Genomic DNA, 25,820 nt, shown 5'->3' with positions numbered 1-25,820 from the left:
GAGGTTCGGCGGCCGCCCAGCGGGCTCAGCCGTCAGCCAGGAGGCTCAGAGCGCCTGCGGGAAGTCGAAGAAGCGGCCCGGGTCGTACTGCTTCTTGAGCTGCTTCAGGCGCGGCGCCGCCGCCCCGTAGTACGCCTCGCGCCAGTTCGTCAGCGTCGAGTCCGTGTAGTTCTGGTACGCCGCGCCCGACGCGTAACGCCCCATCGCCCCGTGCGCCGACTTCAGCCACGCCCGTGCCGGTGAGCCCGAGGTCCCCGCGCGCCACGACGCGATGTACTGCGCCAGCATCCGCGAGCGGCGGTGCACGAACGCCGTCGCCGTCGGGTCGACGCGGTTGATCGCGCCGCCGAGCGCCGTCAGCGCGACGCTGCCCGCGCTCGCGCCCGTCACGTTCTCGATCTGCGACAGCAGCGTGCGGATGCCCGCCGCCGACAGGGAGCGGTCGAAGAAGTCGGAACTCGCCGCGTACGTCTCCCGCTTGAGGGCGCCCTGCGGGCTGCGGCCGGGCGTCGTGCCGGGCAGATGGCACTGGGCGTCCGTGGCGAACGACGAGCAGCCCGCGTACACCTCCATCGCCTCCTCGTACGTACGCCGCTTCAGGGAGACGCTGCGCGCGGGGGCGCCGATCTTGTCGGCGAGGCGGTCGACGGCGTTCTGTAGTTCGCCGTACGTGCCCAGCGAGAAGCAGGCGACGGAGACGGTCGGGGTGCCGCCCGGGGTGTTCGCCAGGTGGAGGGACGACCAGATCTCGTCCGGCTGGTCCGGGCCCCACGCCTGCCACGCCTTGACGACCGCGGCCGCCTTCGACCAGGGCCAGGTCAGGTACGCGGAGACGGCCTGGGGCGCGGGGTGCGTGCGGTAGGACAGCTCGGTCACGACGCCGAACTGGCCGTTGCCCGCGCCGCGCAGCGCCCAGAAAAGGTCCTTGTGCTCGGACTTGGAGGCGGTGAGCTGCTTGCCGTCCGCCGTGATGAGGGTGGCGGAGGTGAGGCTGTCGCAGGTCAGGCCGTACGCGCGGGAGACCACGCCCTGGCCGCCGCCGAGGGTGAGCCCCGAGATGCCGACGGTCGGGCAGGAGCCCGCGGGGATCGTCACGCCCTTCGCGGCGAGCGAGCGGTAGACGTCGATCAGCTTGGCGCCGCCGCCGATCGTGGCCGTCCTCCCGCTCGCCCGGATCCTGCTCAGCTTGGATACGTCGATGATCAGCCGGCCGGTGCCGGAGGACCAACCCGTGTACGAGTGGCCGCCGTTGCGGATCGCGACGGGGGTGTGGTGGGCGCGGGCGTACGTCAGGGCGGTGCGGATGTCGTCCGGGTGCGCGACATAGGCGACCGCGGTGGGCCGCAGGTCGTCGAAGCGGGTGTTGTACAGCTGCCGGGCCGCCGCCCACTTGGCCTCGCCGGGACGCACGAGGGTGCCGTCGAGATCCTTGGCGAGGGCCTTGAGGCTCGCGGGCGCCGCGGCGGCGGCGCTGGACGTCCTGATGGGCGTACCGCTGCCACCGCCGGCGCCGGTGCCGCTGCTGCGCGTCGCGGTGCCCCCTTCCCCGGCGCCGCTCGTGCAGCCCGCGACCGTGGCCGCGGCGAGCGTGGCGGCCGTTGTACCGATGAACGTACGTCGTTCCATGACGCCTCCCGTTGCTTCCCGGAGAACGAGACGGTGCGCGGGGCGGGCGGGTTCCCTCGGTGGGCTCCCTCGGCGAGTGCCGGGTGCCGGGTGCTCTCAGGGGGACGCCTCGTGCTCGGCCGCGTCCGTACGGGCCTTGCTGCGGGCTCTGCGGGCCGGGCCGCGCCAGCCGCAGGAACAGTGGGCGGCTATGAAACGGCCCTTCTCGACGGTCGTCGTGCGGTGCGGGGCGGAGACTTCCTGTTCGGCCACGCCGTCACGGTACCGACCCCGGGTGAAGCCGCGTCGGCCGGTCCGCCACGGGCGCCGCGGCGTGACGGGTCAACGTACCGGTCGTTATCCCGTACGACGGGGGGATCGACAAGCGCGGAAACGCTTGGGGGTACACAGGCGATGGGGCAGCAGCACAGGCGCACGGGCCGGGCGGTCACCGCGGTCGTGGCGGTGGCGCTGATGGCCGTCGCCACCGGCTGTTCGGGCGGTGCCGTCGCCGAGGGCAGCGGTGCGGGCGCCCCCGGTGACCCCCGCGAAATGGTGCGGAGGTCCGCCGACTTCCTGGTCCGGGCGGGCAGCGCCAAGGCGCGTACGTCCATGGAGATGGCCAGCGGCGGCACGCGCGTGACCGTCCGGGGCGAGGGCGTGTACGACTTCCGGCGGCAGCTCGGGGAGTTCGAGGTGGTGCTCCCCCAGGACCCCGCAGGGGGCCGGGCGCGGCGTCCGGTCACCGAGCTGATGTCGGACGGCGCGCTCTACATGAAGAACCGGGGGGCCGGGGTGCCCGCCGACAAGTGGGTGCGGATCGAGACACGTTCGCTCTCCGACGGGAATCTGGTCACCGGCGGCGCCACGGATCCGCTCGCGGCGGCGGAACTGCTGCGCGGGGCGCGGAAGGTGACCTACGTGGGGGAGGAGCGGGTCGGCGGCGCGGAGGTGCGGCACTACCGCGGGGTCGCCGATCTGCGGGCTGCGGCGAAGGCTTCCTCCGCAGGTCAGCGTGGTGCGCTGGGGGCTGCCGCGGCGAAGGGGTTCAGCGGGGGGAAGGTGCCCTTCGAGGCCTATCTCGATGAGCGGGGGCGGGTGCGGAAGCTGCGCCAGCAGTTCACCGTGGCCAACGCCGATGTGGCGTCGACCACGCTGCTCTACGGTTTCGGGGTGCCCGTCGGGGTGCGACTTCCGGCCGAGAAGGACATCTTCGCCGGGAAGATCGCCGGTTCCTAGTCGCGTACGGCTGGAGGAAATGGTCCGTCCGTGCCATGCGCGGCGTGTGGGCCGCTCCCTACTCTAGGAAGTCGGTAAATCGGGAAGAGGTGATGAACGTGGCTCCTCTGCGTGGCGGTACGGCGGTTCAGGACCACGTCGCCCTCGCCGAGATCGAGCTGTGCGGCGAACTCATCATCGCGGCGAGTGCGGCGGCCGAGCGGCTCAGTGTCGACCGGATCGACGAGGTACTGAGGGTCTGGGACCCCCATGACAACGCGCCGCCCTCGGCGGGCGAGCGCGGCTAGTCGCTTGGGCGGCGGGGGAGGCTCCCTCGCCGCCGCGTGGGCGCGGGGGGCCGGGCCCCGCCGGAGCGGGCCTGGGCTGTTCCCCTCGCGGGAGCGTTACGTGCGGAGCATGCGTGCGATCGCCTTCGTCGCCTCTTCGACCTTCGCGTCGATCTCCGTACCGCCCTTGACCGCCGCGTCGGCCACGCAGTGCCGCAGGTGCTCCTCAAGGAGCTGGAGCGCGAAGGACTGGAGGGCCTTCGTGCTCGCCGAGACCTGCGTGAGTATGTCGATGCAGTAGACGTCCTCCTCGACCATGCGCTGGAGGCCGCGGATCTGGCCCTCGATGCGGCGCAGGCGCTTGAGGTGTTCGTCCTTCTGCTTGTGGTACCCGTGCACACCATGAGCGTGGTCACTTTGGCCGGAGGGCGCTTCGGGCGTCTCCGGGGTCACCGCTGCCGCGTCGGTGGTCGTCATCGCGTCCTCCTCCTGAAAAGGGGCCTGGGGCATTTCCGCTGATCCATATACCCCCGGTGGGTATATCTTAGCCGATTTCTCGGGGGGTGTGCTGATCACTGTGCCTGATGGGCGACACTGGGGGGCGGCCGGTTAGCCGTGGCCGGATGATGCGCCTAGCATCAGCCTGACCGCATCCAGAGCACCCCGAGGACCCCACGTGCGCTTTCGTCTGACCCCCAGGGAGACGAGCTTCTACGACATGTTCGCCGCATCCGCGGACAACATCGTCACGGGCTCGAAGCTCCTGATGGAACTGCTCGGAGCGGACTCTTCCGCGCGGGCCGAGATCGCAGAGCGTATGCGGGCCGCGGAACACGCGGGAGACGACGCGACGCATGCGATCTTCCACCAGCTGAACTCCTCGTTCATCACGCCGTTCGACCGCGAGGACATCTACAACCTCGCGTCGTCCCTGGACGACATCATGGACTTCATGGAGGAGGCCGTCGACCTGGTCGTCCTGTATCAGGTCGAGGAACTTCCCAAGGGCGTCGAGCAGCAGATCGAGGTCCTGTCCCGGGCCGCCGAGCTGACGGCCGAGGCCATGCCGAACCTGCGGACCATGGAGAACCTCACCGAGTACTGGATCGAGGTGAATCGCCTGGAGAACCAGGCCGACCAGATTCACCGCAAGCTCCTCGCCCAGCTCTTCAACGGCAAGTACGACGCCATCGAGGTGCTGAAGCTGAAGCAGATCGTGGATGTGCTGGAAGAGGCCGCCGACGCCTTCGAGCATGTGGCGAACACTGTGGAGACCATCGCGGTCAAGGAGTCCTGAGGCCCAGCCATGGACACCTTTGCCTTGATCGTGACGATCGGCGTCGCGCTCGGATTCACGTACACGAACGGCTTTCACGACTCCGCGAACGCCATCGCCACCTCCGTCTCCACCCGTGCGCTGACGCCCCGCGCGGCGCTCGCCATGGCCGCGGTGATGAACCTCGCCGGTGCCTTCATGGGCAGCGGGGTCGCCAAGACCGTCAGCGAGGGGATCATCGAGACCCCGCACGGTGACAAGGGGATGTGGATCCTCTTCGCGGCGCTCATCGGCGCCATCGTGTGGAACCTCATCACCTGGTACTTCGGCCTTCCCTCGTCCTCCTCGCACGCGCTGTTCGGCGGCATGGTCGGAGCGGCGCTCGCCGGCGGGATCGGAGTCATCTGGTCCGGGGTCGTCGACAAGATCGTCATTCCGATGTTCCTGTCGCCGCTCGTCGGTCTCGCCGTCGGTTACCTCGTGATGTGCGCGATCATGTGGATGTTCCGCAAGTCCAACCCGCACAAGGCCAAGCGCGGCTTCCGTATCGCGCAGACCGTGTCGGCGGCCGGCATGGCGCTCGGCCACGGCCTCCAGGACGCCCAGAAGACGATGGGCATCGTGGTGATGGCCCTGGTCATCTCCGATGTGCAGAGCGCCGACGCGCCCATCCCGATCTGGGTCAAGGTCGCCTGTGCGCTGATGCTCTCCGCCGGTACGTACGCGGGTGGCTGGCGCATCATGCGGACCCTCGGGCGCAAGATCATCGAGCTGGACCCGCCGCAGGGCTTCGCCGCCGAGACGACCGGCGCGGGCATCATGTTCACCACCGCGTTCATGTTCCACGCGCCGATCTCGACGACGCACGTCATCACCTCCGCGATCATGGGCGTGGGCGCGACGAAGCGGGTGAACGCGGTGCGGTGGGGGGTTGCCAAGAACATCATTCTTGGCTGGTTCATCACGATGCCTGCGGCCGCCCTGGTCGCGGCGGTCAGTTTCTGGATCGTCAACCTCGCATTCCTCTAGGCGCGGCTTGGTGGGGGTTGCTCGCGCAGTTCCCCGCGCCCCTTCGGGGCGCCCCCCCGTGCATTGGAAAGGCCCGCCCCCGGGAGCCAGGGGCGGGCCTTTCTTGTTGTCCCTGCGGTGGCACCGCCATGCAGCACCGCGGGGAGTCGGGGTGGGCCGAGCCCGGGGCGGCTAGCCGAAGCGGCCCGAGATGTAGTCCTCGGTGGCCTGGACGGACGGGTTGGAGAAGATCCGCTCCGTGTCGTCGATCTCGACGAGCTTGCCGGGCTGGCCGACCGCGGAGAGGTTGAAGAAGGCCGTACGGTCCGAGACGCGGGCCGCCTGCTGCATGTTGTGCGTCACGATGACGATCGTGAAGCGCTCCTTCAGCTCGCCGATCAGGTCCTCGATGGCGAGGGTCGAGATCGGGTCCAGGGCCGAGCAGGGCTCGTCCATCAGGAGGACCTGGGGCTCGACCGCGATCGCCCGCGCGATGCACAAACGCTGCTGCTGGCCGCCGGAGAGGCCCGAGCCGGGCTTGTTCAGGCGGTCCTTGACCTCGTTCCAGAGGTTCGCGCCCTTGAGGGACTTCTCGACGACGTCGTTCAGCTCGGACTTCTTGTACGAGCCGTTGAGCTTCAGGCCCGCCGCCACATTGTCGAAGATCGACATCGTGGGGAAGGGGTTCGGGCGCTGGAAGACCATGCCGATCGTGCGGCGCACGGCCACCGGGTCGACGCCGCTGCCGTACAGGTCCTCGTCGTCCAGGAGCACCTTGCCCTCGACGCGGCCGCCGGGGGTGACCTCGTGCATGCGGTTCAGGGTGCGCAGGAACGTGGACTTGCCGCAGCCGGACGGGCCGATGAAGGCGGTCACCGAGCGGGGCTCCACGGTCATCGAGATGTCGTCGATCGCCTTGTGGGAACCGTAGTAGGCGGTCAGGCCCGATACGTCGATTCGCTTGGCCATGGGGATCACTGCTTCTTTCGGGTCTCTACTACGAGGGTCGCTGACTGGCCTCCGTCGGCGGAGCCGACTCATGGACACTTAGCGGCCCGTCTTGGGGGCCTTCCAGCGGGCTACGCCACGGGCCGCCAGGTTGAGGATCATGATGAAGGCGATCAGGGCGAGCGCTGCCGCCCAGGCGCGGTCGTACGACGCGTCGGTGCCTGCCGCGTACTGCTGGTAGACGTACAGCGGCAGCGAGGCCTGCGAACCGTCGAAGGGGTTCGTGTTGATCAGGGGGTTCACCCAGACCAGCAGCAGGACCGGCGCGGTCTCACCGGCGATGCGGGCCACCGAGAGCATGACGCCTGTGGTGATGCCGCCGATCGCGGTGGGCAGGACGACCTTCAGGATGGTCCGCCACTTCGGTACGCCGAGGGCAAGGGAGGCCTCGCGCAGCTCGTTCGGGACGAGCTTGAGCATCTCCTCGGTGGAGCGGACGATCACCGGCATCATCAGGATCGCGAGCGCCATCGCACCGGCCCAGCCGGAGTAGCCGAAGCCGAGGATCAGGATCCAGAAGCTGAGGACGAACAGGCCCGCGACGATCGAGGGGATGCCGGTCATGACGTCCACGAAGAACGTGATGACCTTGGAGAGCTTCCCCCGCCCGTACTCGACGAGGTAGATCGCGGTGAGCAGGCCGATCGGCACGGCGATGACCGAGGCCAGGAGCACCTGCTGGAGGGTGCCGATGAGGGCGTGGTAGATGCCGCCGCCGGTCTCGTCGTCGGAGAGGACGCCCATCGAGTGGGTCAGGAAGTAGACGTCGAAGACCTTGATGCCGCGCTGGACCGTCTCGTAGATCAGCGAGGCCAGCGGGACGACGGCCAGCAGGAACATGACCCACACCAGCGAGGTGGCGAGGCGGTCCCTGGCCTGGCGGGTGCCCTCCACGGTCACCGCGAGGGCGTACGAGCCGACGATGAAGAGGATCGCGGCTATCAGGCCCCACTGGATGCGGCTGTGCAGTCCGGCGCCCGCGCCGATGCCGATGGCGACGGCGGCCGAGCCGGCGGCCACGGCCAGGGGGGACCAGCGCGGGAGGCTGGCCGCCTTGAGCGTCGAGGGGCGCTTGGTGAGCGGCCCGGTCGGGGTGGGTGTCGTGGTGCTCATGCGTTGGCCCCCGAGTACTCCTTGCGGCGCGCGATGATCAGGCGGGCCGCGCCGTTGACCAGCAGCGTGATGATGAACAGGACCAGGCCGGAGGCGATGAGCGCGTCCTGGCCGTACTCGCTGGCCTCGTTGAACTTGCTGGCGATGTTCTGTGCGAAGGTGCCGCCGCCGTAGTCGAGCACGGACGCGTTGATCAGGAAGGACGGGGAGAGCACGGTGGCGACGGCGATCGTCTCGCCGAGCGCGCGGCCGAGGCCCAGCATCGAGGCGGAGATGATCCCGGAGCGGCCGAAGGGGAGCACCGACATGCGGATGACCTCCCAGCGGGTCGCGCCGAGGGCCAGCGCGGCCTCCTCGTGCATCTTCGGGACCTGGAGGAAGACCTCGCGGCTCACGTTCGTGATGATCGGCAGGATCATGATCGCGAGGAGGATGCCGACGGTCATCAGGGAGCGCGGGGCGCCGCCGTTGTACTCGAAGATCCCGGTCCAGCCGAAGTAGTCGTCGAGCCAGCTGTAGAGCCCGGTGAGGTTGGGCGCGACCACGAGGGCGCCCCACAGGCCGTACACGATCGAGGGCACGGCGGCCAGCAGGTCGATCACGTACGCGATGGGGGTGGCCAGCCTGCGCGGCGCGTAGTGCGAGATGAAGAGCGCGATGCCGATGGCGACGGGGACGGCGATCACCAGGGCGATCAGTGAGCTGACCACGGTGCCGAAGACCAGGACGGCGATGCCGAAGTACGGCTTGCCGCCGGTGGAGGCACCGGCCGGGTCCCACTCGAAGGTGGTGAGGAAGTTGCCCGTGTTGTCGGCGAGGGCGAGGGCCGTGCGGTAGGTGAGGAACACCGCGATGGCGGCCATGATCGCGAGGAGCGCGATGCCGGAGCCCCGGGAGAATCCGAGGAAGATCCGGTCACCGGGACGGGTGGCGCCGCGGGCGGCGGCCTTGTCCACGGGGGCGACGGGCTTGGCGTCGTCGACGGGTGGAGGTGCGGTCGTGTTGCTTGCTATGTCCATGGGGTTCTCCGGTCTGCGGAGCTGCCGCGCGTGTGCTGCGGGCGCTCCGTGGCGGCGGTGCACCGGACGGTGCGGCCGGCCCGGTCCTGCGGGGCCGGCCGCACGCGGTTTGGCTAGCTCAGGCCCGCGACGGTGGAGCGGACCTTGGTGATGATCTCGGCCGGGATCGGCGCGTAGTCGTTCTCCTTGAGGACGTTCTGGCCGTCCTCACTGGCGATGTAGGTCAGGAAGGACTTGGTGGCGGCGAGCGTGTCGGCCTTGTTGCCCTTCTCGCAGACGACCTCGTACGTCACCAGGGTGATCGGGTAGGCGCCCTCGGCGGTGGGCTTGTAGTTCAGCGCCAGGGAGAGGTCCTTGCCCTTGCCGACGACCTTGGCCTCGGCGATCGCCTTGGAGGCGTTGTCGACGGTGGCCTTCACCGGCTCCTTGGCCTGCGTCTTCAGGTCGACGGTCTTGATGCCGTCGCCCGCGTAGGACAGCTCGAAGTACGAGATGGCGCCCGCGGTCTGCTTGACCTGGCTCGCGACACCGGCGGAGCCGTTCGCGGACTGGCCGCCCTTGGGCTCCCACGACTTGCCCGGCTCGTACGGCCAGGCGCTCGGGGCGGCGCCCTTCAGGAACTTGGTGAAGTTGTCCGTGGTGCCGGACTCGTCGGAGCGGTGGAAGGCCTGGATCTTGGTCTTCGGGAGCTTGACGTCGGGGTTGAGCTTGGCGATCGCCTTGTCGTCCCAGGTCTTGATCTTGTCGTTGAAGATATCGGCCAGGGTCTTGGCGTCGAGGTTCAGCTTGTCGACGCCCGGGACGTTGTAACCGACGGCGATCGGGCCGCCGACCATGGGCAGGCCGATGGCCTGGCTGTCCTTGCAGACCTTCTTCGACTTCTCGATCTCGTCGGGCTTCAGCGCCGAGTCGGAACCGGCGAACGCCGTCTGGCCCTGGAGGAACGCGGTGATGCCGGCGCCCGAACCCGTCGGGTTGTAGTTCAGCTGCACGTCCTTGCAGTTGGTCGTGTAGACCTTCCGCCAGGCGTCGATCGCGTTCTTCTGCGCGGACGAACCGGAGGCCGCGAGCTGGCCCTTTGCGTCGTCACACTTGATGTTGGCGTTGGCGTTCGTCTCCTTGCCGCCGTCGCCCGAGCCGCTGGTGTCGTCGGAGCCGCACGCCGTGAGGGCCAGGGCGCCGGAGACGGCGAGGGCGCCGAGGGAGAGGGCGCGGAGCCGGTTCTTGCGCTGAAGCTTCACTTTCGGATTTTCCTTCCGGGAGCCGCCGGCCCTGTGCTGGCGGCGTGCGATGTCTGTCTTGTGTAAGGCCGAAATTAGGCAGGACAGGTGAAGGCGCCGATGGACAGGAGTGAACGGAGGGTGAACCTCGGCGGTCGGCCTGGTGCGACATCACGTCACGGAACGTATCCGACAGGTTACGCCAAGTGAAGGGCGCTGAGGAGGGCGTCTACGAGGTCCCGGTCGCGGGGGTGCGTGAGCCGGGCGCGCGCGGCGGCGGGACGCAGCCAGCTGACGCGGTCGACCTCGCGGCTGGGCTCGAAGTGGCCGCCGCCGGCCTCGGCCGCCCAGTAGTCGACCTGCTTGGGGCGGCCCTGCGCGAGGTAGTGGAGCGTGGGGAGGCGGGCGCCGGGGACGCAGTGGTGCCCGGTCTCCTCCAGGACCTCGCGCACGGCGGCGGCCAGGGGCTCCTCGGCGTGCTTCAGCTTGCCCTTGGGGTGTGACCAGTCATCGTATTTCGGGCGGTGGACCAGGCAGATCTCCAGCGCCCCGTTCGCCGGGGAGCGGCGCCACAGGACGCAGCCTGCCGCGTGGACGGAGCCCGCCGCGGGGGCGGAGCCACCGGCGCGCGTCACCTCGTACTCACCGTCTCGTGCTGCCAGGCCTGCTGGAAGGCGAACCTCGCCGCTTCGACCTCGTGGCGCTGGTCGGCGTGGAGCACGCCCAGGGCGTACGCCGTGGCGGGGGCGATGCGGGGGGTGCGGGCGGCCTGCGCGGCCGCCGACGCGGCGGCGGCGGCCTCGCGGTGGATGTTCAGGGCGTGGCTCGCCTCGGTCAGGCGGGGCTCGGGGGCGGCGTGGCCGTGCAGGACCTCCAGGGCGTATCTGTGCAGGCGCAGCAGGGAGCGGACCGTCAGCCAGGGGGCGTCCTGGGCGTCCGGCGCGGTTTCGGCCGCCAGGCCGTGGACGAGGGCCTCGGCGTTGTACGGGTGTCCGGCCTGCCCGAGAGGGAGTGCGGCGACCGCTTCGGCGAGGTCGGCGTCGGCCTTGGCGGCCGGCGGCTTCAGGTCGTCCGCGCCGTCGCGCAGGGGGACCTCGCTGGCGAGTACGGCCACGTTGTCCGCTACCGCGTGGAAGCGGGAGGAGCCGATGGCTTGCAGGGCTGTGGAGTGGGCCCTCGTCCTTGCGAGGGTGAGTTGGCGTTCCAGGAGGGCCGCGGCTTTGGCTGCGCCGACCGTTAGGCCTCGGGGGGTGCTGCCTCTTTCGTCGGCACCCCGCGCTGGGGGCTGTGCCGGGCTCGGCACCAAGGGCGGACCCGAGAGGCGGTGCAGGGCGTCCAGGAGGCGGTGCAGGCGCGTCGCGTACGCGTGTTCCTGGGCCAGGGTGTCCGAGAGCCAGGACAGTTCGGGGCGCAGGGACGCCGCCCACTCGGTGTCCAGGAGCGGGCGGAACGTGTGCAGCGTGGCGCCGATGCGGCGGGCCGCGCGGCGCAGGGCGCGGGCCGCCTCCAGGGACGCCTCGGCGCCCTGCGCGTCCGTCGTGGACTCGCGGTGCTGCCGCAGCGACCGCAGGAACTCCGTGGCCTGCTCCTGGAGGTAGGCCGCGAGGACCTCGCCCGCCGTGCCGGTGGTACCCGTCATCTCATGGTGTTGCTGTGCCACGCCGGCGCCTCCGGGCGTCTATGAGCATCTCCTGGACGTTCCGCAGGGGCTGGCCGTCCGGGTCCACCGAGTGGCGGGTCCAGTTGCCGTCCGCGCCCAGGTGCCAGGAGGCGGTGGTGTCCGACATGCCGGTCTCCAGGAGCCGGCTGAGGGCCGCTCGGTGCGCCGGGTCCTGGACCCTGACCAGCGCCTCGATACGGCGGTCGAGATTGCGGTGCATCATGTCGGCGCTGCCGATCCACACCTCCGGTTCGCCGCCGTTGCCGAAGGCGAAGACGCGGGAGTGCTCCAGGAAGCGGCCGAGGACGGATCGTACGCGGATGTTCTCCGAGAGCCCCGCGACGCCGGGCCGCACCGCGCAGATGCCGCGCACCCACACGTCCACCTCGACGCCCGCCTGCGAGGCGCGGTACAGCGAGTCGACGACCGCCTCGTCGACCATCGAGTTGACCTTGATGCGGACGTAGGCGGGGCGGCCCGCGCGGTGGTGCTGTATCTCCTTGTCGATGCGGGAGACGAGGCCGTCGCGCAGGGACTTGGGGGCCACGAGGAGGCGGCGGAAGGTCTCCCTGCGGGAGTAGCCGGAGAGGCGGTTGAAGAGGTCGGAGAGGTCCGCGCCGACCTCCGCGTTCGAAGTGAGCAGGCCGAGGTCCTCGTAGAGGCGGGCGGTCTTGGGGTGGTAGTTGCCGGTGCCCACGTGCGAGTAGCGGACCAGGGTCTCGCCCTCCTGGCGTACGACGAGGGAGAGCTTGCAGTGGGTCTTCAGGCCGACGATGCCGTAGACGACGTGGCAGCCCGCCTCCTCCAGCTTGCGCGCCCACTTGATGTTGGCCTGCTCGTCGAAGCGGGCCTTGATCTCGACGAGGACGAGGACCTGCTTGCCGGACTCGGCGGCGTCGATGAGCGCGTCGACTATGGGGGAGTCGCCCGAGGTGCGGTACAGCGTCTGCTTGATCGCGAGGACGTCCGGGTCGGCGGCCGCCTGCTCCAGGAACGCCTGCACGGACGTGGAGAAGGAGTCGTACGGGTGGTGCAGGAGTACGTCGCGTTCGCGAAGGGCGGCGAAGATGTCGGGCGCGGACGCCGACTCCACCTCGGCCAGGTCGCGGTGGGTGCCGGCCACGAACTTGGGGTACTTCAGCTCGGGCCGGTCCAGCTTGGCGATGCTGAAGAGGCCGGTGAGGTCGAGCGGACCGGGCAGCGGGTAGACCTCGGCCTCGCTGATCTTCAGCTCGCGCACCAGGAGGCTGAGGACGTTGGGCGCGATGGTCTCCTCGACCTCCAGCCGCACCGGAGGCCCGAAGCGGCGGCGCATCAGCTCCTTCTCCAGGGCCTGGAGGAGGTTCTCGGCGTCGTCCTCCTCGACCTCCAGGTCCTCGTTCCTGGTGAGCCGGAACATGTGGTGCTCCTGGATCTCCATGCCCGGGAACAGCTCCTGGAGGTGCGCGGGAGCGGCGATGACGTCCTCTATGGGGACGTACCGCTGGGGGGAGGCCTCCAGGAAGCGGGAGAGCAGCGGAGGTACCTTCACGCGTGCGAAGTGCTGGTGTCCTGAGACCGGGTTGCGTACGACCACGGCGAGGTTGAGCGAGAGCCCCGAGATATACGGGAAGGGGTGCGCGGGGTCGACGGCCAGCGGCGTCAGGACGGGGAAGATCTGCTGCCGGAAGAGCGTGAAGAGCCGGGACTGCTCCTTCTCCGTCAGCTCGTGCCAGCGCACCAGGTGGATGCCCTCCTCGGCGAGGCCGGGGGCGACGTCGTCGTGGTAGCAGGCGGCGTGCCGGGCCATCAGCTCGCGGGAGCGGTTCCAGATGAGTTCGAGGACCTCGCGGGGCTGGAGGCCCGAGGCCGAGCGGGTGGCGACGCCGGTCGCGATGCGGCGCTTGAGCCCGGCCACGCGGACCATGAAGAACTCGTCAAGGTTCGAGGCGAAGATGGCGAGGAAATTAGCCCGTTCGAGGAGGGGTGTCTGGGGATCCTCGGCCAGTTCGAGGACCCGTTCGTTGAACGCGAGCCAGCTGCGCTCCCGGTCCAGGAACCGCCCCTGCGGCAGCTCGACGCCGTCGTGCCCCACCTGGGCGTCCTCGTCGTACGCGTCCAGATCGGCGTCGATGTCCGGGGCCAGGTCGGAGATGGTGGCGGCGATGGTGTGCGGCCTGTGCGCGGCGATGGAACCGACGGAAGGCTGGGCGTGCTGGACCTGTCCATGCGTGTTCTGCTGGCTCATAGAGCCATTCTTCCGCGTGGGTACGCCGATGGGCGCGTCGGAGAGCGCGGGAGTGAGGCGGAGCTTCCCGTTCTCCGGGGGCGGGTCGGGCACGGCGGGCTGCATTGGCCGAGCGTCGCAAGCCTGTCTGAATCAGCGGTTACGGCGATATGACGTGCGGGACATCGACGGGGGACCCCCGGGGGTTCGTGGTGCCGGGGGTCTCGGGGAACGTACGTTTCAGGGGGTACGGCGGCGGAGGAGGAGGAACGCGGCGTACGTTGCGGCGGCCGCGAGGGCGAGGACGATGCCGGTCTCCATGAGCTGGAGCGGCCAGAAGTGGGACGAGGGGTGGAAGTCGTTGTACCACCCGGTGACTTGGTGCTCGGCGAAGCACGGGTCGGAGTCCCGTACCGGGTCCCAGCACAGCGACTCCGGCAGCCGGCTCCCGTCGGAGGTGAGCATGCCCCGCTCCACCGGGTAACCGGAGCCGGGGGTGGCCGGGGGAGAGGTGCGCGACCAGCTGACCGTCTCGGTGGCCCACAGGTGGGGCCGCGCCAGTGGCAGTACGGCGACCGCGCTCACGATGACGGCCCCGGCGCCGGTCATCGCGGGCAGCGTGCGGCGCAGCAGGATTCCGGCGAGCGCTCCCACGGCGAGCCCGAGCAGGGCGTACCCGACGGCGACCGGCCCGACCGATCCGTATATCGCGCGCTCGTACCAGGCCGCCCTGTCGTACTCGAGTTCTGGGCCGCTGGTCCATGCCCAGCGCTGCACGGCGGCGAGGAGACCCATTCCGGTGATCACGACTGCGGCGCACACGGCGAGGCGGGCGGCGAGCCAGCGGGCCGGGGAGTACGACTGGGTCCAGGCCAGTTTGTACGTGCCCGTTTCCAGGTCCCTGGCGATGAGCGGGCCCGCGACGAAGACACCGATCAGACAGGGCAGAGCGAGGATCGCCATCCCCATGTAGTCGAGGTTTCTGCCGAACTGCATCTCGGCGTCGAGGTAGCCGCGGACCGGGCCGCCGCACTCCTTCGCGGTCTGCCTGATCGAGCAGTCGGACGCCGCGAAGGCATCGGCCGCGTGTGCGACCCACAGACGGTCGGCGATCAGCGCCGCGGCGCCGAGCGCGAAGAGCCCGAGCGCGATCCACAGGGCGGTCCGGTGCTGGAGCAGGACCGCGCGGTACGGGCCCGGCAGGGTGAAGGCGGTGCGGCGACCCGTCGGCTTCGCGGGCGCCGTCGTCAGCGTGGTCACGCGTTCACCCCCGCCCGGGACGGGGCGGTCGTGCTCGGCGTCAGGAGCACGGGTGCGTCCGGTGATCGGAGATGGGCCAGCAACAGTTCCTCCAGGGAAGGTTCCTCGACCTCCCAGCCGTCGTCGGGTGGGCCCTCGGGGCGGATCAGGGCGGTCACTCCGCGTCCGGTGGCGCGGGATTCGATGACCGTGTGCGGGGCGAGGTCCGTGGCCGGGCGGGCGCCGGTCACCAGGGCGTGCGCGGCGACGAGGTCGTCGATGCCGCCGCCGAGCCGGATCCGCCCGCCGGACACGAGAAGCAAGTGGTCGCAGGCGTCGGCCAGTTCGCCGACGATGTGCGAGGACATGACGACGGTGGTGCCGTGTTCGGCGGCCTCCGCCATGAGCGTGCCCATGAGTTGGTGCCGGGCGAGCGGGTCGAGATCGGCCATCGGCTCGTCCAGGAGCAGGAGTTCGGCGCGCTTGCCGAGGGCGAGGGCGAGGGCGACGCGGGTGCGCTGGCCGCCGGAGAGCGTGCGGACGCGGGCGCCGGGGTCGAGGTCGCTGCCGCCGACGACGCGTTCGGCGACGGCCATGTCCCAGCGGCCCGGGTTGAGTTCGGCGCCGAGGCGCAGCGTGTCGGCGATGGTCAGCCGTGGGTGGAGGGGCTTGTCCTGGGCGACGTACGCCACGCGGGCGCGGGCCTGCGCCGGGCTGGCGCCGAGGACGGTCAGGGCGCCCTCGGTGGGCCGGTCGAGGCCCGCCGCGAGGGCGAGCAGCGTGGACTTGCCCGCGCCGTTGGGGCCGACGACCGCGCAGATCCGCCCGACGGGCAGGCGGAACGAGCAGTCGTGCAGGGCGCGTCGGCGCCCGTGGCGTTTGGTGAGGCCGTGTGCCTCGATGGCGGTGTCGGTCATACGGAGTTCCCCCTGGTCGGTGCGGGTGAAGCGGCCGGTGCGGGTGAGGCGGCCGGTGCCGGTGAAGCGGCCGATGCGCGGGTGGCCGTCGGCGCTTGCGGCAGTGCGAACTGCTCTTCGAGTACGGCGGTGAAGATCGCCGCCATGTCGTCCTTCTCCAGGCCCGCCGCGCGGGCCCGCGCGGCCCACTCGGCCAGCTCCCCCCGGAGCGGCGAGTCGGCGGGCGCGCTGCCCAGTGACTTCCGGACGAAGGTGCCGAGGCCTCGGCGGGCCTCGACGAGGCCCTCGCGCTCCAGTTCGCGGTAGGCCTTGAGCACGGTGTTCGGGTTGATGGCGGTCGCCTCGACGACCTCGCGGGCCGTGGGCAGCTTGTCGCCGGGCGCCAACAGGCCCAGGCGCAGGGCCTGTTGGGTCTGCTGGACGATCTGGAGGTAGGTGGCGACGCCGCTGCGCCGGTCGATGCGGTATTCGACCACTGCCTTGCACCACCCTTTCACTAATTGAGTAGTGAAAGGGTGGTGCAAAAGAGGGGCGGCGTCAAGTGACGCCGCCCCTCGAAGAGCCTGCCGGTCCGGGCAAGGGCCCCCGCGCGACCCCGGTCAGGACTCCGTGCGGTACATCAGATCCGTCTCGTGCGTCACGAAGCCGAGCCGCTCGTAGACGCTCACGGCCGCCTTGTTGTCCGCGTCCACGTACAGCATCGCCGTCGGCAGGCCCGCCCCCGCGAGGTGGCGCAGGCCCGTCGTGGTCAGGGCCTTGCCGAGGCCGCCGCCCTGGGCGTCGGGGCGCACCCCGACGACGTACACCTCGCCGAGGTTCTCCTGCGCGTGCACCTTCGTCCAGTGGAAGCCGACCAGCTCCCCGCCCTTCTCGGCGAGGAAGAAGCCGGCCGGGTCGAACCACGGCTCCGCCTTGCGGTCGTCCAGGTCGCGCTGAGTGAGGGAGCCCTGCTCCGGGTGGTGCGCGAAGGCCTCGGCGTTCACCGCGAGCCAGGCCGCGTCGTCCTGCCCGGGGACGAAGGTGCGTACGGACACGCCTTCCGGGAAGGCCGGCTCGGGCAGGTCCAGATCCGCCAACGGGCGCCGCATCTGCCGCAGTTCGCGGAAGAGGGCGAGGCCGAGCACCTGCGCCAGGTGCCGGGCGGCGGAGTGGCCGCCGTGCGCCCACACGCGAAGGCGCCGCCCGGACTCCCCGAGCAGCGCCGCGCCGAGCGCCCGGCCGTGGCCGCGCCCGCGGTGCGCGGGGTGCACGACCAGCTCGGCGGCGGGGGCCTCCACGGGGTCGGTGTCCTCCAGCTGCGCGTACCCCGCGAGCTGGTCGCCGACGCTGAGCAGCAGGTGCCGCACCCCCTCCCGCGCGCCGCCGCGGAGCTGGAGCCGCCCCTGCTCGGACACCGCCTGCTGCCCGTCGGCGCGGGCGGCCTCCGCGAGGAGCCCGAGCACGGCATCGGCCTGTGCGGGGGCGAGGGCGGCGAGAGTGTCGATCTTCCGGAGGGGAGCGGGAGCCTCGGCGGGCCGGTCGTCAGTCATGGGTCGAGGGTACGGCGGCGGGCCACGGGAGGGACGGACCGCCGGGAACGCGGGACGCACACGGGGGCGGCGGGGCTGGTGGCCGGACACGTCCTAGGGCGTGGCAGTGAAGTCCCGCCTGCGCCGCGACGCCCGGCACGCACGACTCTCGCCGCGTCGGCCGAAAGCCCAAGTGAGCCCGGTACGAGGGCTTCCGGCCGGCTTGCCGAGAGCACGCACCGGACTCCGCGACGCCCGCCCGCCCGCCGGGCGAACAACGGGACTTCGCGGCCACGCCCTAGGGTGCGCGCATGAGAACTCCCCGTGAGGCGGCGCGAGTTGCCGTCGTCGACCCCGAAGGCGCCGTCTTCCTCTTCCGTTACGACAACGAGGAGGTCGGAGTCCACTGGGCCATGCCCGGCGGCGGCCTGGAGCCCGGGGAGTCGCCCGAGGAGGGCGCGCTGCGCGAGCTGCGCGAGGAGACGGGGTGGGCGGATGTGGCGCCCGGACCGCTGCTGTGCACATGGGAGCACGACTTCACGCGCGCCGGGGTGCCGGTGCGCCAGCACGAGCACATCTACCTCGCCCACGGCCCGCGCCGGGCGCCGGCCGAGCGGGCGGCCGCCGCACGTGCCGCGGACAGGATCCTCCACTGGCGCTGGTGGGCCCCGGCGGAGCTGGCCGCCACGGCCGACGCGCTGTGGCCGCCCCGGCTGCCTGAGCTGCTCGCGCCCCTGCGCGGGGCGGGCGGCGCGGCGCCCACTCCGGTGGACTTCGGTTACGTACCGAACCGAACCGCCCAGCGGGGCGGCCCAGCCGGGTGACAGAACCGGACATCGGGTGAAGTGCCCGTATCGCTCCCGATGGCAACCACCTCGTAACCCGTAACCCCCTGTTGCGCTACGCGCGTTGACTTTAGGCTGCGCTCGGCGGAATCGCCCTCCCAGTCGTCTCACACCACCCCCAGGGGGGACACGTGTCAACCACACCCCATCCACGCAGGCCCGGACGCCGCGCCACGCGCGTACTCGCCGCGGCCGCCTCGCTCGCCACGCTCGGCGCGCTGGCCGCCGCGCTTCCCGCAAGCGCGGGTCAGGAGCAGGCGGGCGGGGGCAAGGGCGGCAAGAAGCGCACGGTGGACGTGCAGCTGCTGTCCTTCAACGACTTCCACGGGAACCTCCAGCCGCCCGCCGGTTCGTCCGGGCAGGTGACGGAGAAGCAGCACGACGGGACCGAGAAGAAGATCGACGCCGGCGGTGTCGAGTACCTCGCCACCTCGCTGCGCACCGCGCGCAAGGCGCACCCCTACAGCGTCACAGCCGCCGCCGGTGACCTGATAGGCGCCAGCCCGCTGCTCTCCGGCCTCTTCCACGACGAGCCGACGGTCCAGGCGATGAACAAGCTGGACCTGGACGTCAGCAGTGTCGGCAACCACGAGTTCGACGAGGGCGCCAAGGAGCTGGCCCGCATCCAGAACGGCGGCTGCCACCCCAAGGACGGCTGCTTCGAGAAGGACGGGAAGGGCAGGCCCAAGAAGTTCGAGGGCGCCGACTACCCCTACCTCGCCGCGAACGTCACCGACGAGAAGACCGGCAAGCCCATCCTCAAGCCCTACTGGGTGTGGAAGCACAAGGGCGTGAAGGTCGGCTTCATCGGCGTCACCCTCGAAGGCACCCCGGACATCGTCTCCGCCGAGGGCATCAAGGGCCTGAAGTTCCACGACGAGATCAAGACGGTCAACAAGTACGCCGAGATCCTCGACAAGCAGGGCGTGAAGTCCATCGTCACGCTCATCCACGAGGGCGGCGCCCCCGCCAGCCAGTCGTACAACTACGACTGCGACTCGCCGGGCGCGGGCGACGGCATCTCCGGGCCCATCACCGACATCGCCAAGGGCATCACGCCCAAGGTCGACGCGCTCGTCACCGGGCACACGCATGCCGCGTACGTCTGTACGATCCCCGACCCCGCGGGCAAGCCGCGCATGGTGACCTCGGCGTCGTCCTACGGGAAGCTCTACACCGACACCACACTCACGTACGACCGCAGGACCAAGGACATCGTGCGGACGAGCGTGAAGTCCGCGAACCACGTGGTCAGCAGGGAGCAGGCCAAGGCGCCGGACATGACCTCGCTGATCAACCGCTGGGACAAGCTGGCCGCGCCCATCGCCAACAGGCCCGTCGGTTACATCTCCGGGGACATCCCCGGCCGTGGCGCCGGAGTGCCCGAGGCCCCGCTCGGCGACCTCATCGCGGACGCGCAGCTCGCCCACGCCAAGTCGCTCGACCCCGAGGCCGATCTCGCGCTGATGAACCCGGGCGGCATCCGCTCCGACCTCGTCCACAAGGCGAGCGGCAGCGAGGGCGACGGGGTCGTCACGTACGGCGAAGCCTTCACCGTGCAGCCCTTCAGCAACACGGTCAACCTCGTGGACCTGACCGGCGCGCAGCTCGTCACCGCCCTGAAGCAGCAGGTCGGCGGGGCCAACCAGGCCTCCCCGAAGATCCTTCAGGTGTCGGAGGGGCTGACGTACACGCTGGACATGACCAAGACCGGCGCCGACCGTGTCGTGACGGACTCCATCAAGCTGAACGGCAAGGCGCTCGACCCGGCGGCCACCTACCGCGTCGCGCTGAACTCCTTCCTCGCGGGCGGCGGCGACGGCTTCCCCGAGCTGGGCAAGGGCACGAAGCCGCTGGTCGGCGCCGACGACCTGAAGGCGTTCAACGACTATCTGGCCGCCAACTCCTCGGCGGACAAGCCGATCGCGCCGCCGAAGGCGGACCGCATCACGATCGTGAAGTGACGCAGCCGACGTCCGGCTGAACTTGGGGTGGGGTGTGAACGTATGGTGAGATCATCTGATGCGTTCCCCCCACCGCATAACCACGGAACCACCCCCGGACAAGCCCTACACCAACCCGTACGACGAGCTGGCCGCACTCGCGCCGAACCCGCTCGACGAGTTCCTCCACGAGGACAAGCCCGACGCGGCCGACGAGGCTCCCTGGGAGCCGCCCAACCACCGGCGCGGCAGCCGCCGCCGAAGCAGGTCCAGGGGCCGCGGCCGTAGCAGGGGCAGGGCCCGCGGCCGCTTCGCCGGGCTGCCGCTCGCCGCGAAGGCCCTGGTGGCGGTCCTGGTCGCCGCCGCCTTCCTCGTCCTGGGCGACCGCTGGGCCCTGCTCTACGCCGAGCACGAGGCCGCGGAGAAGCTCAAGGAGCAGATGGACCTGAGCGCGGCGCCCGAGGTCGAGATCGAGGGGTTCCCGTTCCTCACGCAGGTGCTCGACAAGCGCCTGGACCAGGTGAAGGTGACCGTCCCGGACGTGGCCGCCGACCGCGTCTCGCTCGCCAAGGTCTCCGCGACCGCCACGGACATCACGATCCAGGGCGATGGGCCCACCTCGGTCAAGGGCGCCCGCATCGGCGCGATGGAGGGCGAGGTGCTGCTCTCCTTCGAGGACCTGAACCGCGAACTGGGCGCCTCCCAGGTCACGTTCACCGGCAAGGGCCGCGACCAGGTCCTCGCGCGCGGCACGCTGCCCGTCGCGGGGCACGACCTGAAGGTGCGCGCCGACGCCCGCATCCAGCGCAACGGCGAGCGCGGGATCTCCACCGACATCGGCCGCATGAGCCTGCAACTCGGCGACCTGGCGACCTACCGACCGGGCACGCGCGAGAAGGAGGGCCTGCACCTGTCGCGCGCCTCGGCGGACCGCGTGGCCAAGGAGACCGCCAAGGCGAAGGCACTGCTGTCCGTGCCCGCGATCGTCAAGCGGCTCGGCGTGCCCGAGTCCGTGGTGCGGGAGGCCCTCAAGAGCGACGCCAAGCTCCATGACCTCACCGGTTCGCCGCGCTTCGTGAACGACGTGATGGGCCTGAACCTCATCGACGTGGCGATGGGCCACCCCTGGCTGCTCAAGAAGCTCGGCCTGGACCCCGCCCTGCTCAAGGGCCTCTCCCAGCTCACCCGCCCCGCCCTGGCCGACCGCCTCACCCTCGCCTTCCAGCTGCCGAAGCTGCCGGGCGAGGGCACGGTGTCGCTGCGGGACGTGACGGTGGAGAAGGAGGGGATCCGGGTGCGTCTGACGGGAGTGGGGCTGGGCTTCGGGGGCTGAGCCGCCGGGCTCCGGTCAGGGCGCGCCCGGTGGCATCGCGTCCGGAGGGGGTGTCGACGCGCCCGGCAGGCGTACGGAGGCCACCGTGCCGCCGCCGTCCGCCGCGCCCAGAGTGACCTCGCCGCCGGCCTGGCCCACCGTGCGGGCCACGATCGAGAGGCCGAGGCCCGAACCCGGCAGGCTCCTGGCGGAGGGGGAGCGCCAGAAGCGGTCGAAGACGTGGGGGAGTTCGTCCGCGGGGATGCCGGGGCCGTGGTCGCGTACGGTCAGCTCGCCGCCGCGCAGGGCCACCTCGACGGCGGAGCCGGGAGGGCCGAACTTCACGGCGTTGTCCAGGAGGTTGACCACGGCTCGTTCCAGGGCGGCGGGCTCCGCGCGGACGTACCAGGGGGCCACGTCGGCGGTGAAGGTCAGCTCCGGGCCGCGCAGCCTGGCCCGTTCCAGGGCGGCCTCCACGATGTCGTGCAGGGCGATGACCTGGACCTTGCTGCCGTGGCCCGCGTCGGTCCTGGACAGCTCCTGCAAGTCGCCGATGAGCGCGGCGAGTTCCGTCATCTGCGCCTTGACGGAGGCGAGCAGGGCGCGGCGGTCGTCGGGCGGGATGGCCCGGCCGGTGTCCTCGCTGCGGACAAGGAGTTCGATGTTCGTCCGCAGGGAGGTCAGCGGGGTGCGCAGCTCGTGGCCCGCGTCGGCGATCAGCTGCTGCTGGAGGTCGCGGGAGGAGGCCAGCGAGGCGGTCATGGAGTTGAAGGACTCCGACAGCCGGGCGATCTCGTCGTCGCCCTCGACGGGGATACGGAGGTCCAGGTCCTCGGTGCGGGCCACGTGCTCCACGGCCTCGGTGAGGCGGTCCACGGGGCGGAGTCCGGTGCGGGCCACCCACAGGCCGGCGGCGCCGGCGCCGAGGATGCCGATGCCGCCCACGGCGGTCAGCAGCAGGGCCAGCTTGCTCAGCGGTTCGTCGATCTCCGAGAGCGGGCGGGCCAGGGTCACCGTGTAGCGGCTGTCGGGGTCCACCAGGGTCAGCACGCGCACCGCGGCCCCGTCGTCCGTCCTGGCGTCGTGCAGGCTCTCCGCCCGCAGGTGCTGGGCCACCTCGACGTCGGAGTCCTGCACCACCACGGGCGTGGAGTCGCGGCCCACGCAGCGCGAGCCGTCCGGCCGGATGATCTGGACGAAGACGGTGGTGGTGCCGGGGGCCGTCTCACCGTCGGGGCGGGTGCGGCCGTCGTTGCAGTCCGCGGCCGTCACGTCCAGGTAGACGCGGCCCACGTTCAGGCTGCGCAGCGAGGCGTCCAGCTGGTCCCGCAGCTGCGCGCGGGTCAGCACCCAGCAGGAGACCGCGACCGCCGCGACGGCGAGGGCCACCGCCACGGTGACCAGCAACGCCAGCCGGGAGCGCAACGGCAGCCCCCGGAACCGCCGGACGAGCCCGCTCACTCGCCGCCCCGCAGCACATACCCCACGCCCCGCACGGTGTGCACCAGGCGCGGCTCGCCGCCCGCTTCCGTCTTGCGGCGCAGGTACATCACGTACACGTCGAGGGAGTTGGAGGTGGGCTCGAAGTCGAAGCCCCAGACGGCCTTGAGGATCTGTTCGCGCGTCAGGACCTGGCGGGGGTGTGCGAGGAACATCTCCAGGAGGGTGAACTCCGTGCGGGTCAGCTCGACGGTGCGCCCGCCCCGCGTGACCTCGCGCGTCGCCAGGTCCATCCGCAGATCGGCGAAGGCGAGGGTGTCGCCCTCCGCGGCCCTGCCCGCCCCGGCGGCGTACGAGCTGCGCCGCAGCAGCGCGCGGATACGGGCGAACAGCTCGTCCAGCTCGAACGGCTTGACCAGGTAGTCGTCGGCCCCCGCGTCGAGGCCCGTGACGCGGTCGCCGACCGTGTCGCGCGCGGTCAGCATGAGGATCGGCGTGGTCGAGCCGGTGGCGCGGAGCCTGCGGGCGGCGGTGAGGCCGTCCATGCGGGGCATCTGGATGTCGAGTACGACGAGGTCGGGGCGGCAGTCCGCGGCCTTCTCCAGCGCGTCGGCGCCGTCGACGGCGACCTCCGTGCCGTACCCCTCGAAGGCGAGGCTGCGCCGCAACGCCTCCCGCACGGCGGGTTCGTCGTCCACGATCAGGATGCGCAGCTGCTCGCGGTCACCGGTGCGGTCGCCTTCGGCGGGGCTCATGGGCTTCGGACTTCCTCGGGTAAGGGGCGAAAACGGGGCCGCTATCAGCCTCGCACGCGGGCACGGGCGGCGCGGGTCAGGTCTTCGAGCCGGACCGGAGCTTGCCGAGGTCGTCCTTGACGGTGTCGATGGGGATGGCGAAGCCGAGGCCGACGCTGCCGGATCCCGACTCGGCGCCCGCCTGCGCCGAACTGGGCGAGTACATCGCGGAGTTGATGCCGATGACATTGCCGTTCATGTCGAAGAGGCCGCCACCGGAGTTGCCGGGGTTGAGGGAGGCGTCGGTCTGGAGCGCCTTGTACGTGGTCTTCGACGACCCGGTGTCGCCGTTGAACTCCTGCCCGCCGAACTCGAACGGCCAGCCGCCCCGCGGACTGCGCGGCTGCTCCTGGTCCTCGCCGGTGGAGACGGTGACGTCCCGTTCGAGCGCGGAGACGATGCCGCTGGTGACGGTGCCGGTCAGGCCCTCGGGGGAGCCGATGGCGACGACCTCGTCGCCGACCTTGACGCTGTCGGAGTCGCCGAGGGTCGCGGGCTTGAGCCCGGAGGCGCCCTTCAGCTGGATGAGCGCGAGGTCCTTCTTGCTGTCGGTGCCGACGACCTCGGCGTCGTACGTCTTCCCGTCGGCCGTCCGCACCTTGATCGAGGTGGCCCCGGCGATGACGTGGTTGTTCGTGACGATCTCGCCGCCGCTCGTGGTGATCACACCGGAGCCGGTGGACTTTCCCTGGGCGGTGGCGGCGCTGATCTCGACGATGCTGGGACCGACCGCCTCGGCGACACCGGAGACGGTGCCCTTCTTGCTGGTCGGCACGGCGTCCGTGCTGGTGGCGGAGGAGTGGGTGCCCTGGTCGGTGAGCGTCTGCACGGCGTACGCGGTTCCGCCGCCGACCGCCGCGGCCGCGATGGCGACGGCGGCGAGGAGGGCGACGGGGCCCTTGGCACGGCGGCGCCTCGGGGCGGGCCCGGTCCGTGGTGCCTCCGGCGCGTGGGCGGGCGGGGGCGGCCAGGCGCCCTGCGTACCGCCGTGGTGCACAGGCGCGGACGACTGCTGCGGGGGGTACTCGCCGCTCGGGCGGAAGGTCTCGGTCATGCCCTTGAGATTGACCGGCGTACATGAGAGCGGGCTGAGTACGTCCTGAGAAGGGCGGCAGAAGTACGTATGCCCCTTATAAAGGCCCGGGGGCCCCGCCCAAGGCCAGAGGCCAGCTACTCGCAGCCGCAGGACTGCCGTACGACCAACCGCGAGGGAAACAGCTTCAGCCGCTCCCGGCGCGAGCCGGCGACGCGGAGGCCGTCGTCCAGGACCAGGTCCACCGCCGCGCGGGCCATCGCGGGCCGGTCCGAGGCCACGGTCGTCAGCGGGGGATCCGTCAGCCCCGCCTCCTTGACGTCGTCGAAGCCGGCCACGGCCAGCTCCCCGGGGACGTCGATGCGCAGCTCCCGCGCCGCCCGGAGCACGCCGATCGCCTGGTCGTCCGTGGAGCAGAAGATGGCGGAGGGCCTGTCGGGCCCGGCGAGCAGCTCCAGGCCCACCTGGTACGCGTCGTAGCGGTTGTACGGCGCTTCGAAGAGCCGCCCCGCCACCGACCGCCCGGCCTCCCGCATCGCGCGCCGCCAGCCCTCGACGTGGTCGGAGACGGGGTCGCCGACGGTCGGGGTCTCGGCCATGCCGCCGAGGCAGGCGACGTACTCGTGGCCGTGTTCGAGCAGATGCCGGGTGGCGAGCTGTGCGCCGCCGATGTCGTCCGTGACGACCGCGACGTCGTCGATGGCCTCGGGCCGCTCGTGCAGCAGCACCACGCGCGCGTCCCACGCGTCTATCTCGGCGGCGGCCTGGTCGGTCAGGCCGTGGCTGACGAGGATGAGGCCGGAGACCCGCATGCCGAGGAAGGCGCGGAGGTAGTGCGTCTCGCGCTCCTCCACATAGTCGGAGTTGCCGACGAGGACCATCTTTCCGCGCTCGGCCGCCGCCTGTTCGACCGCGTGCGTCATCTCCGCGAAGAACGGCTGGCGCGCGTCCGGCACGATCATGCCTATGAGGTCCGTGCGGCGGGACGCCATGGCCTGGGCGACCCGGTCGGGGCGGTAGCCCAGCTCCTTGATCGCGGCGAGTACGCGCTCGCGCGTGGCCGGGGCGACCGGCCGGGGTCCGTTGTTGATGACATAACTGACGACAGCGGTCGAAGTACCCGCCAGTCGCGCCACATCGTCCCGCGTCACCTTGGCCACGCGCGCAGT

At 71.0% G+C, this 25,820-nt stretch carries 25 protein-coding genes; 7 read left to right on the top strand and 18 right to left on the bottom strand.

What is annotated here, in order from left to right; translation table 11 throughout:
- Positions 1-45: 45 nt before the first annotated feature.
- Both IG54_RS0118380 and IG54_RS42540 read right to left on the bottom strand, forming a co-directional pair.
- Entirely contained in the window at positions 46-1,626 is a 1,581-nt protein-coding gene (locus IG54_RS0118380) for an FAD-binding oxidoreductase (protein WP_030784919.1), read from the bottom strand.
- Between the two features lie 96 nt (positions 1,627-1,722).
- Positions 1,723-1,878: a hypothetical protein gene (locus tag IG54_RS42540; protein WP_199809555.1), complete on the bottom strand. Its 156-nt coding sequence runs from the start codon at positions 1,876-1,878 to the stop codon at positions 1,723-1,725.
- A 141-nt stretch (positions 1,879-2,019) separates the two neighbouring features.
- Between IG54_RS42540 and IG54_RS0118370 the strand changes: the two genes are divergently transcribed.
- The gene (locus IG54_RS0118370; RefSeq protein WP_030784917.1) at positions 2,020-2,844 is read left to right on the top strand and encodes a hypothetical protein; all 825 of its coding nucleotides are present in this window, start codon (positions 2,020-2,022) and stop codon (positions 2,842-2,844) included.
- Between the two features lie 92 nt (positions 2,845-2,936).
- Positions 2,937-3,131 carry a hypothetical protein gene (locus IG54_RS0118365; RefSeq protein ID WP_030784914.1) on the top strand — a complete coding sequence of 65 codons (195 nt, stop codon included), beginning with the start codon at positions 2,937-2,939 and terminating at the stop codon, positions 3,129-3,131.
- 96 nt (positions 3,132-3,227) lie between these two features.
- Here IG54_RS0118365 and IG54_RS0118360 read toward each other — a convergent pair whose 3' ends face one another.
- A complete protein-coding gene (locus tag IG54_RS0118360; protein WP_030784911.1) occupies positions 3,228-3,587 on the bottom strand; it encodes a metal-sensitive transcriptional regulator in 360 nt (119 codons plus the stop codon).
- 199 nt (positions 3,588-3,786) lie between these two features.
- Here IG54_RS0118360 and IG54_RS0118355 point away from each other — a divergent pair, with 199 nt between their 5' ends.
- Positions 3,787-4,407, top strand: a complete 621-nt coding sequence (locus IG54_RS0118355) for a DUF47 domain-containing protein (protein ID WP_030784908.1) — start codon at positions 3,787-3,789, stop codon at positions 4,405-4,407.
- 9 nt (positions 4,408-4,416) lie between these two features.
- Positions 4,417-5,415 (top strand): inorganic phosphate transporter, encoded by a 999-nt coding sequence (locus IG54_RS0118350; RefSeq protein WP_030784904.1) that lies wholly within the window; start codon positions 4,417-4,419, stop codon positions 5,413-5,415.
- A gap of 171 nt (positions 5,416-5,586) precedes the next feature.
- On the opposite strand, the gene pstB is transcribed toward IG54_RS0118350, so the two are convergent.
- The 11 genes from pstB to mshD all read right to left on the bottom strand — a co-directional run bounded on the left by pstB (position 5,587) and on the right by mshD (position 17,305).
- Complete coding sequence (gene pstB, locus IG54_RS0118345; RefSeq protein WP_030784902.1) at positions 5,587-6,363, bottom strand: phosphate ABC transporter ATP-binding protein PstB; 777 nt, start codon at positions 6,361-6,363, stop codon at positions 5,587-5,589.
- Between the two features lie 78 nt (positions 6,364-6,441).
- The gene (pstA, locus tag IG54_RS0118340; RefSeq protein WP_030784899.1) at positions 6,442-7,515 is read right to left on the bottom strand and encodes a phosphate ABC transporter permease PstA; all 1,074 of its coding nucleotides are present in this window, start codon (positions 7,513-7,515) and stop codon (positions 6,442-6,444) included.
- Positions 7,512-8,534, bottom strand: coding sequence for a phosphate ABC transporter permease subunit PstC (gene pstC, locus IG54_RS0118335; protein ID WP_030784897.1), 1,023 nt, complete (start codon positions 8,532-8,534; stop codon positions 7,512-7,514). Before pstC ends, pstA begins: the two co-directional genes overlap by 4 nt.
- 113 nt (positions 8,535-8,647) lie before the next feature.
- Entirely contained in the window at positions 8,648-9,775 is a 1,128-nt protein-coding gene (pstS, locus tag IG54_RS0118330) for a phosphate ABC transporter substrate-binding protein PstS (RefSeq protein ID WP_030784895.1), read from the bottom strand.
- Positions 9,776-9,951: 176 nt separating this feature from the next.
- Positions 9,952-10,389, bottom strand: a complete 438-nt coding sequence (locus IG54_RS0118325; protein WP_030784893.1) for an NUDIX hydrolase — start codon at positions 10,387-10,389, stop codon at positions 9,952-9,954.
- Positions 10,386-11,414, bottom strand: a complete 1,029-nt coding sequence (locus IG54_RS0118320; RefSeq protein WP_030784891.1) for a CHAD domain-containing protein — start codon at positions 11,412-11,414, stop codon at positions 10,386-10,388. Before IG54_RS0118320 ends, IG54_RS0118325 begins: the two co-directional genes overlap by 4 nt.
- Entirely contained in the window at positions 11,395-13,746 is a 2,352-nt protein-coding gene (locus IG54_RS0118315) for an RNA degradosome polyphosphate kinase (RefSeq protein ID WP_420712263.1), read from the bottom strand. Before IG54_RS0118315 ends, IG54_RS0118320 begins: the two co-directional genes overlap by 20 nt.
- Positions 13,747-13,860: 114 nt before the next feature.
- Positions 13,861-14,880 carry a hypothetical protein gene (locus IG54_RS0118310; RefSeq protein ID WP_030784885.1) on the bottom strand — a complete coding sequence of 340 codons (1,020 nt, stop codon included), beginning with the start codon at positions 14,878-14,880 and terminating at the stop codon, positions 13,861-13,863.
- Positions 14,877-15,776 carry an ABC transporter ATP-binding protein gene (locus IG54_RS0118305; RefSeq protein WP_030784882.1) on the bottom strand — a complete coding sequence of 300 codons (900 nt, stop codon included), beginning with the start codon at positions 15,774-15,776 and terminating at the stop codon, positions 14,877-14,879. The genes IG54_RS0118310 and IG54_RS0118305 overlap by 4 nt, the downstream gene beginning before the upstream one ends.
- Positions 15,773-16,252: a GntR family transcriptional regulator gene (locus IG54_RS0118300; RefSeq protein WP_051819612.1), complete on the bottom strand. Its 480-nt coding sequence runs from the start codon at positions 16,250-16,252 to the stop codon at positions 15,773-15,775. The genes IG54_RS0118305 and IG54_RS0118300 overlap by 4 nt, the downstream gene beginning before the upstream one ends.
- Before the next feature lie 123 nt (positions 16,253-16,375).
- Positions 16,376-17,305 (bottom strand): mycothiol synthase, encoded by a 930-nt coding sequence (gene mshD / locus IG54_RS0118295; protein WP_030784876.1) that lies wholly within the window; start codon positions 17,303-17,305, stop codon positions 16,376-16,378.
- Between the two features lie 290 nt (positions 17,306-17,595).
- On the opposite strand from mshD, the gene IG54_RS0118290 reads away from it, so the two are divergent.
- The 3 genes from IG54_RS0118290 to IG54_RS0118280 all read left to right on the top strand — a co-directional run bounded on the left by IG54_RS0118290 (position 17,596) and on the right by IG54_RS0118280 (position 21,405).
- On the top strand, positions 17,596-18,108 hold the full coding sequence (locus IG54_RS0118290) for an NUDIX hydrolase (protein WP_030784873.1): 513 nt from the start codon (positions 17,596-17,598) through the stop codon (positions 18,106-18,108).
- A 152-nt stretch (positions 18,109-18,260) separates the two neighbouring features.
- Positions 18,261-20,093: a bifunctional metallophosphatase/5'-nucleotidase gene (locus IG54_RS0118285; protein WP_030784871.1), complete on the top strand. Its 1,833-nt coding sequence runs from the start codon at positions 18,261-18,263 to the stop codon at positions 20,091-20,093.
- 58 nt (positions 20,094-20,151) lie between these two features.
- Complete coding sequence (locus tag IG54_RS0118280) at positions 20,152-21,405, top strand: DUF2993 domain-containing protein (RefSeq protein ID WP_030784870.1); 1,254 nt, start codon at positions 20,152-20,154, stop codon at positions 21,403-21,405.
- Between the two features lie 15 nt (positions 21,406-21,420).
- On the opposite strand, the gene IG54_RS0118275 is transcribed toward IG54_RS0118280, so the two are convergent.
- From IG54_RS0118275 to IG54_RS0118260, 4 genes are all read right to left on the bottom strand, one after another.
- Positions 21,421-22,845, bottom strand: coding sequence for a HAMP domain-containing sensor histidine kinase (locus IG54_RS0118275; protein WP_030784868.1), 1,425 nt, complete (start codon positions 22,843-22,845; stop codon positions 21,421-21,423).
- Positions 22,842-23,579 (bottom strand): response regulator transcription factor, encoded by a 738-nt coding sequence (locus tag IG54_RS0118270; RefSeq protein ID WP_030784865.1) that lies wholly within the window; start codon positions 23,577-23,579, stop codon positions 22,842-22,844. The genes IG54_RS0118275 and IG54_RS0118270 overlap by 4 nt, the downstream gene beginning before the upstream one ends.
- Before the next feature lie 76 nt (positions 23,580-23,655).
- On the bottom strand, positions 23,656-24,672 hold the full coding sequence (locus tag IG54_RS0118265) for a S1C family serine protease (protein ID WP_030784863.1): 1,017 nt from the start codon (positions 24,670-24,672) through the stop codon (positions 23,656-23,658).
- A gap of 116 nt (positions 24,673-24,788) precedes the next feature.
- Entirely contained in the window at positions 24,789-25,811 is a 1,023-nt protein-coding gene (locus IG54_RS0118260; RefSeq protein WP_030784861.1) for a LacI family DNA-binding transcriptional regulator, read from the bottom strand.
- Between the last annotated feature and the right edge of the window lie 9 nt (positions 25,812-25,820).

The organism is Streptomyces sp. NRRL S-920 (genome assembly GCF_000717945.1).
GTDB classification, from domain to species: Bacteria; Actinomycetota; Actinomycetes; order Streptomycetales; family Streptomycetaceae; genus Streptomyces; species Streptomyces alboniger.
This window is presented reverse-complemented; position numbering and strand designations above follow the sequence as displayed.

Coding starts and splice junctions, on each gene's coding strand:
- pstC (WP_030784897.1), bottom strand. CDS start 8,534: ATGGACATAGCAAGCAACACGACCGCACCTCCACCCGTCGACGACGCC.
- IG54_RS0118270 (WP_030784865.1), bottom strand. CDS start 23,579: ATGAGCCCCGCCGAAGGCGACCGCACCGGTGACCGCGAGCAGCTGCGC.
- IG54_RS0118280 (WP_030784870.1), top strand. CDS start 20,152: ATGCGTTCCCCCCACCGCATAACCACGGAACCACCCCCGGACAAGCCC.
- IG54_RS0118380 (WP_030784919.1), bottom strand. CDS start 1,626: ATGGAACGACGTACGTTCATCGGTACAACGGCCGCCACGCTCGCCGCG.
- pstA (WP_030784899.1), bottom strand. CDS start 7,515: ATGAGCACCACGACACCCACCCCGACCGGGCCGCTCACCAAGCGCCCC.
- pstB (WP_030784902.1), bottom strand. CDS start 6,363: ATGGCCAAGCGAATCGACGTATCGGGCCTGACCGCCTACTACGGTTCC.
- IG54_RS0118265 (WP_030784863.1), bottom strand. CDS start 24,672: ATGACCGAGACCTTCCGCCCGAGCGGCGAGTACCCCCCGCAGCAGTCG.
- IG54_RS0118370 (WP_030784917.1), top strand. CDS start 2,020: ATGGGGCAGCAGCACAGGCGCACGGGCCGGGCGGTCACCGCGGTCGTG.
- IG54_RS0118305 (WP_030784882.1), bottom strand. CDS start 15,776: ATGACCGACACCGCCATCGAGGCACACGGCCTCACCAAACGCCACGGG.
- IG54_RS0118365 (WP_030784914.1), top strand. CDS start 2,937: ATGAACGTGGCTCCTCTGCGTGGCGGTACGGCGGTTCAGGACCACGTC.
- IG54_RS0118315 (WP_420712263.1), bottom strand. CDS start 13,746: ATGCAGCCCGCCGTGCCCGACCCGCCCCCGGAGAACGGGAAGCTCCGC.
- IG54_RS0118290 (WP_030784873.1), top strand. CDS start 17,596: ATGAGAACTCCCCGTGAGGCGGCGCGAGTTGCCGTCGTCGACCCCGAA.
- IG54_RS0118360 (WP_030784911.1), bottom strand. CDS start 3,587: ATGACGACCACCGACGCGGCAGCGGTGACCCCGGAGACGCCCGAAGCG.
- mshD (WP_030784876.1), bottom strand. CDS start 17,305: ATGACTGACGACCGGCCCGCCGAGGCTCCCGCTCCCCTCCGGAAGATC.
- IG54_RS0118350 (WP_030784904.1), top strand. CDS start 4,417: ATGGACACCTTTGCCTTGATCGTGACGATCGGCGTCGCGCTCGGATTC.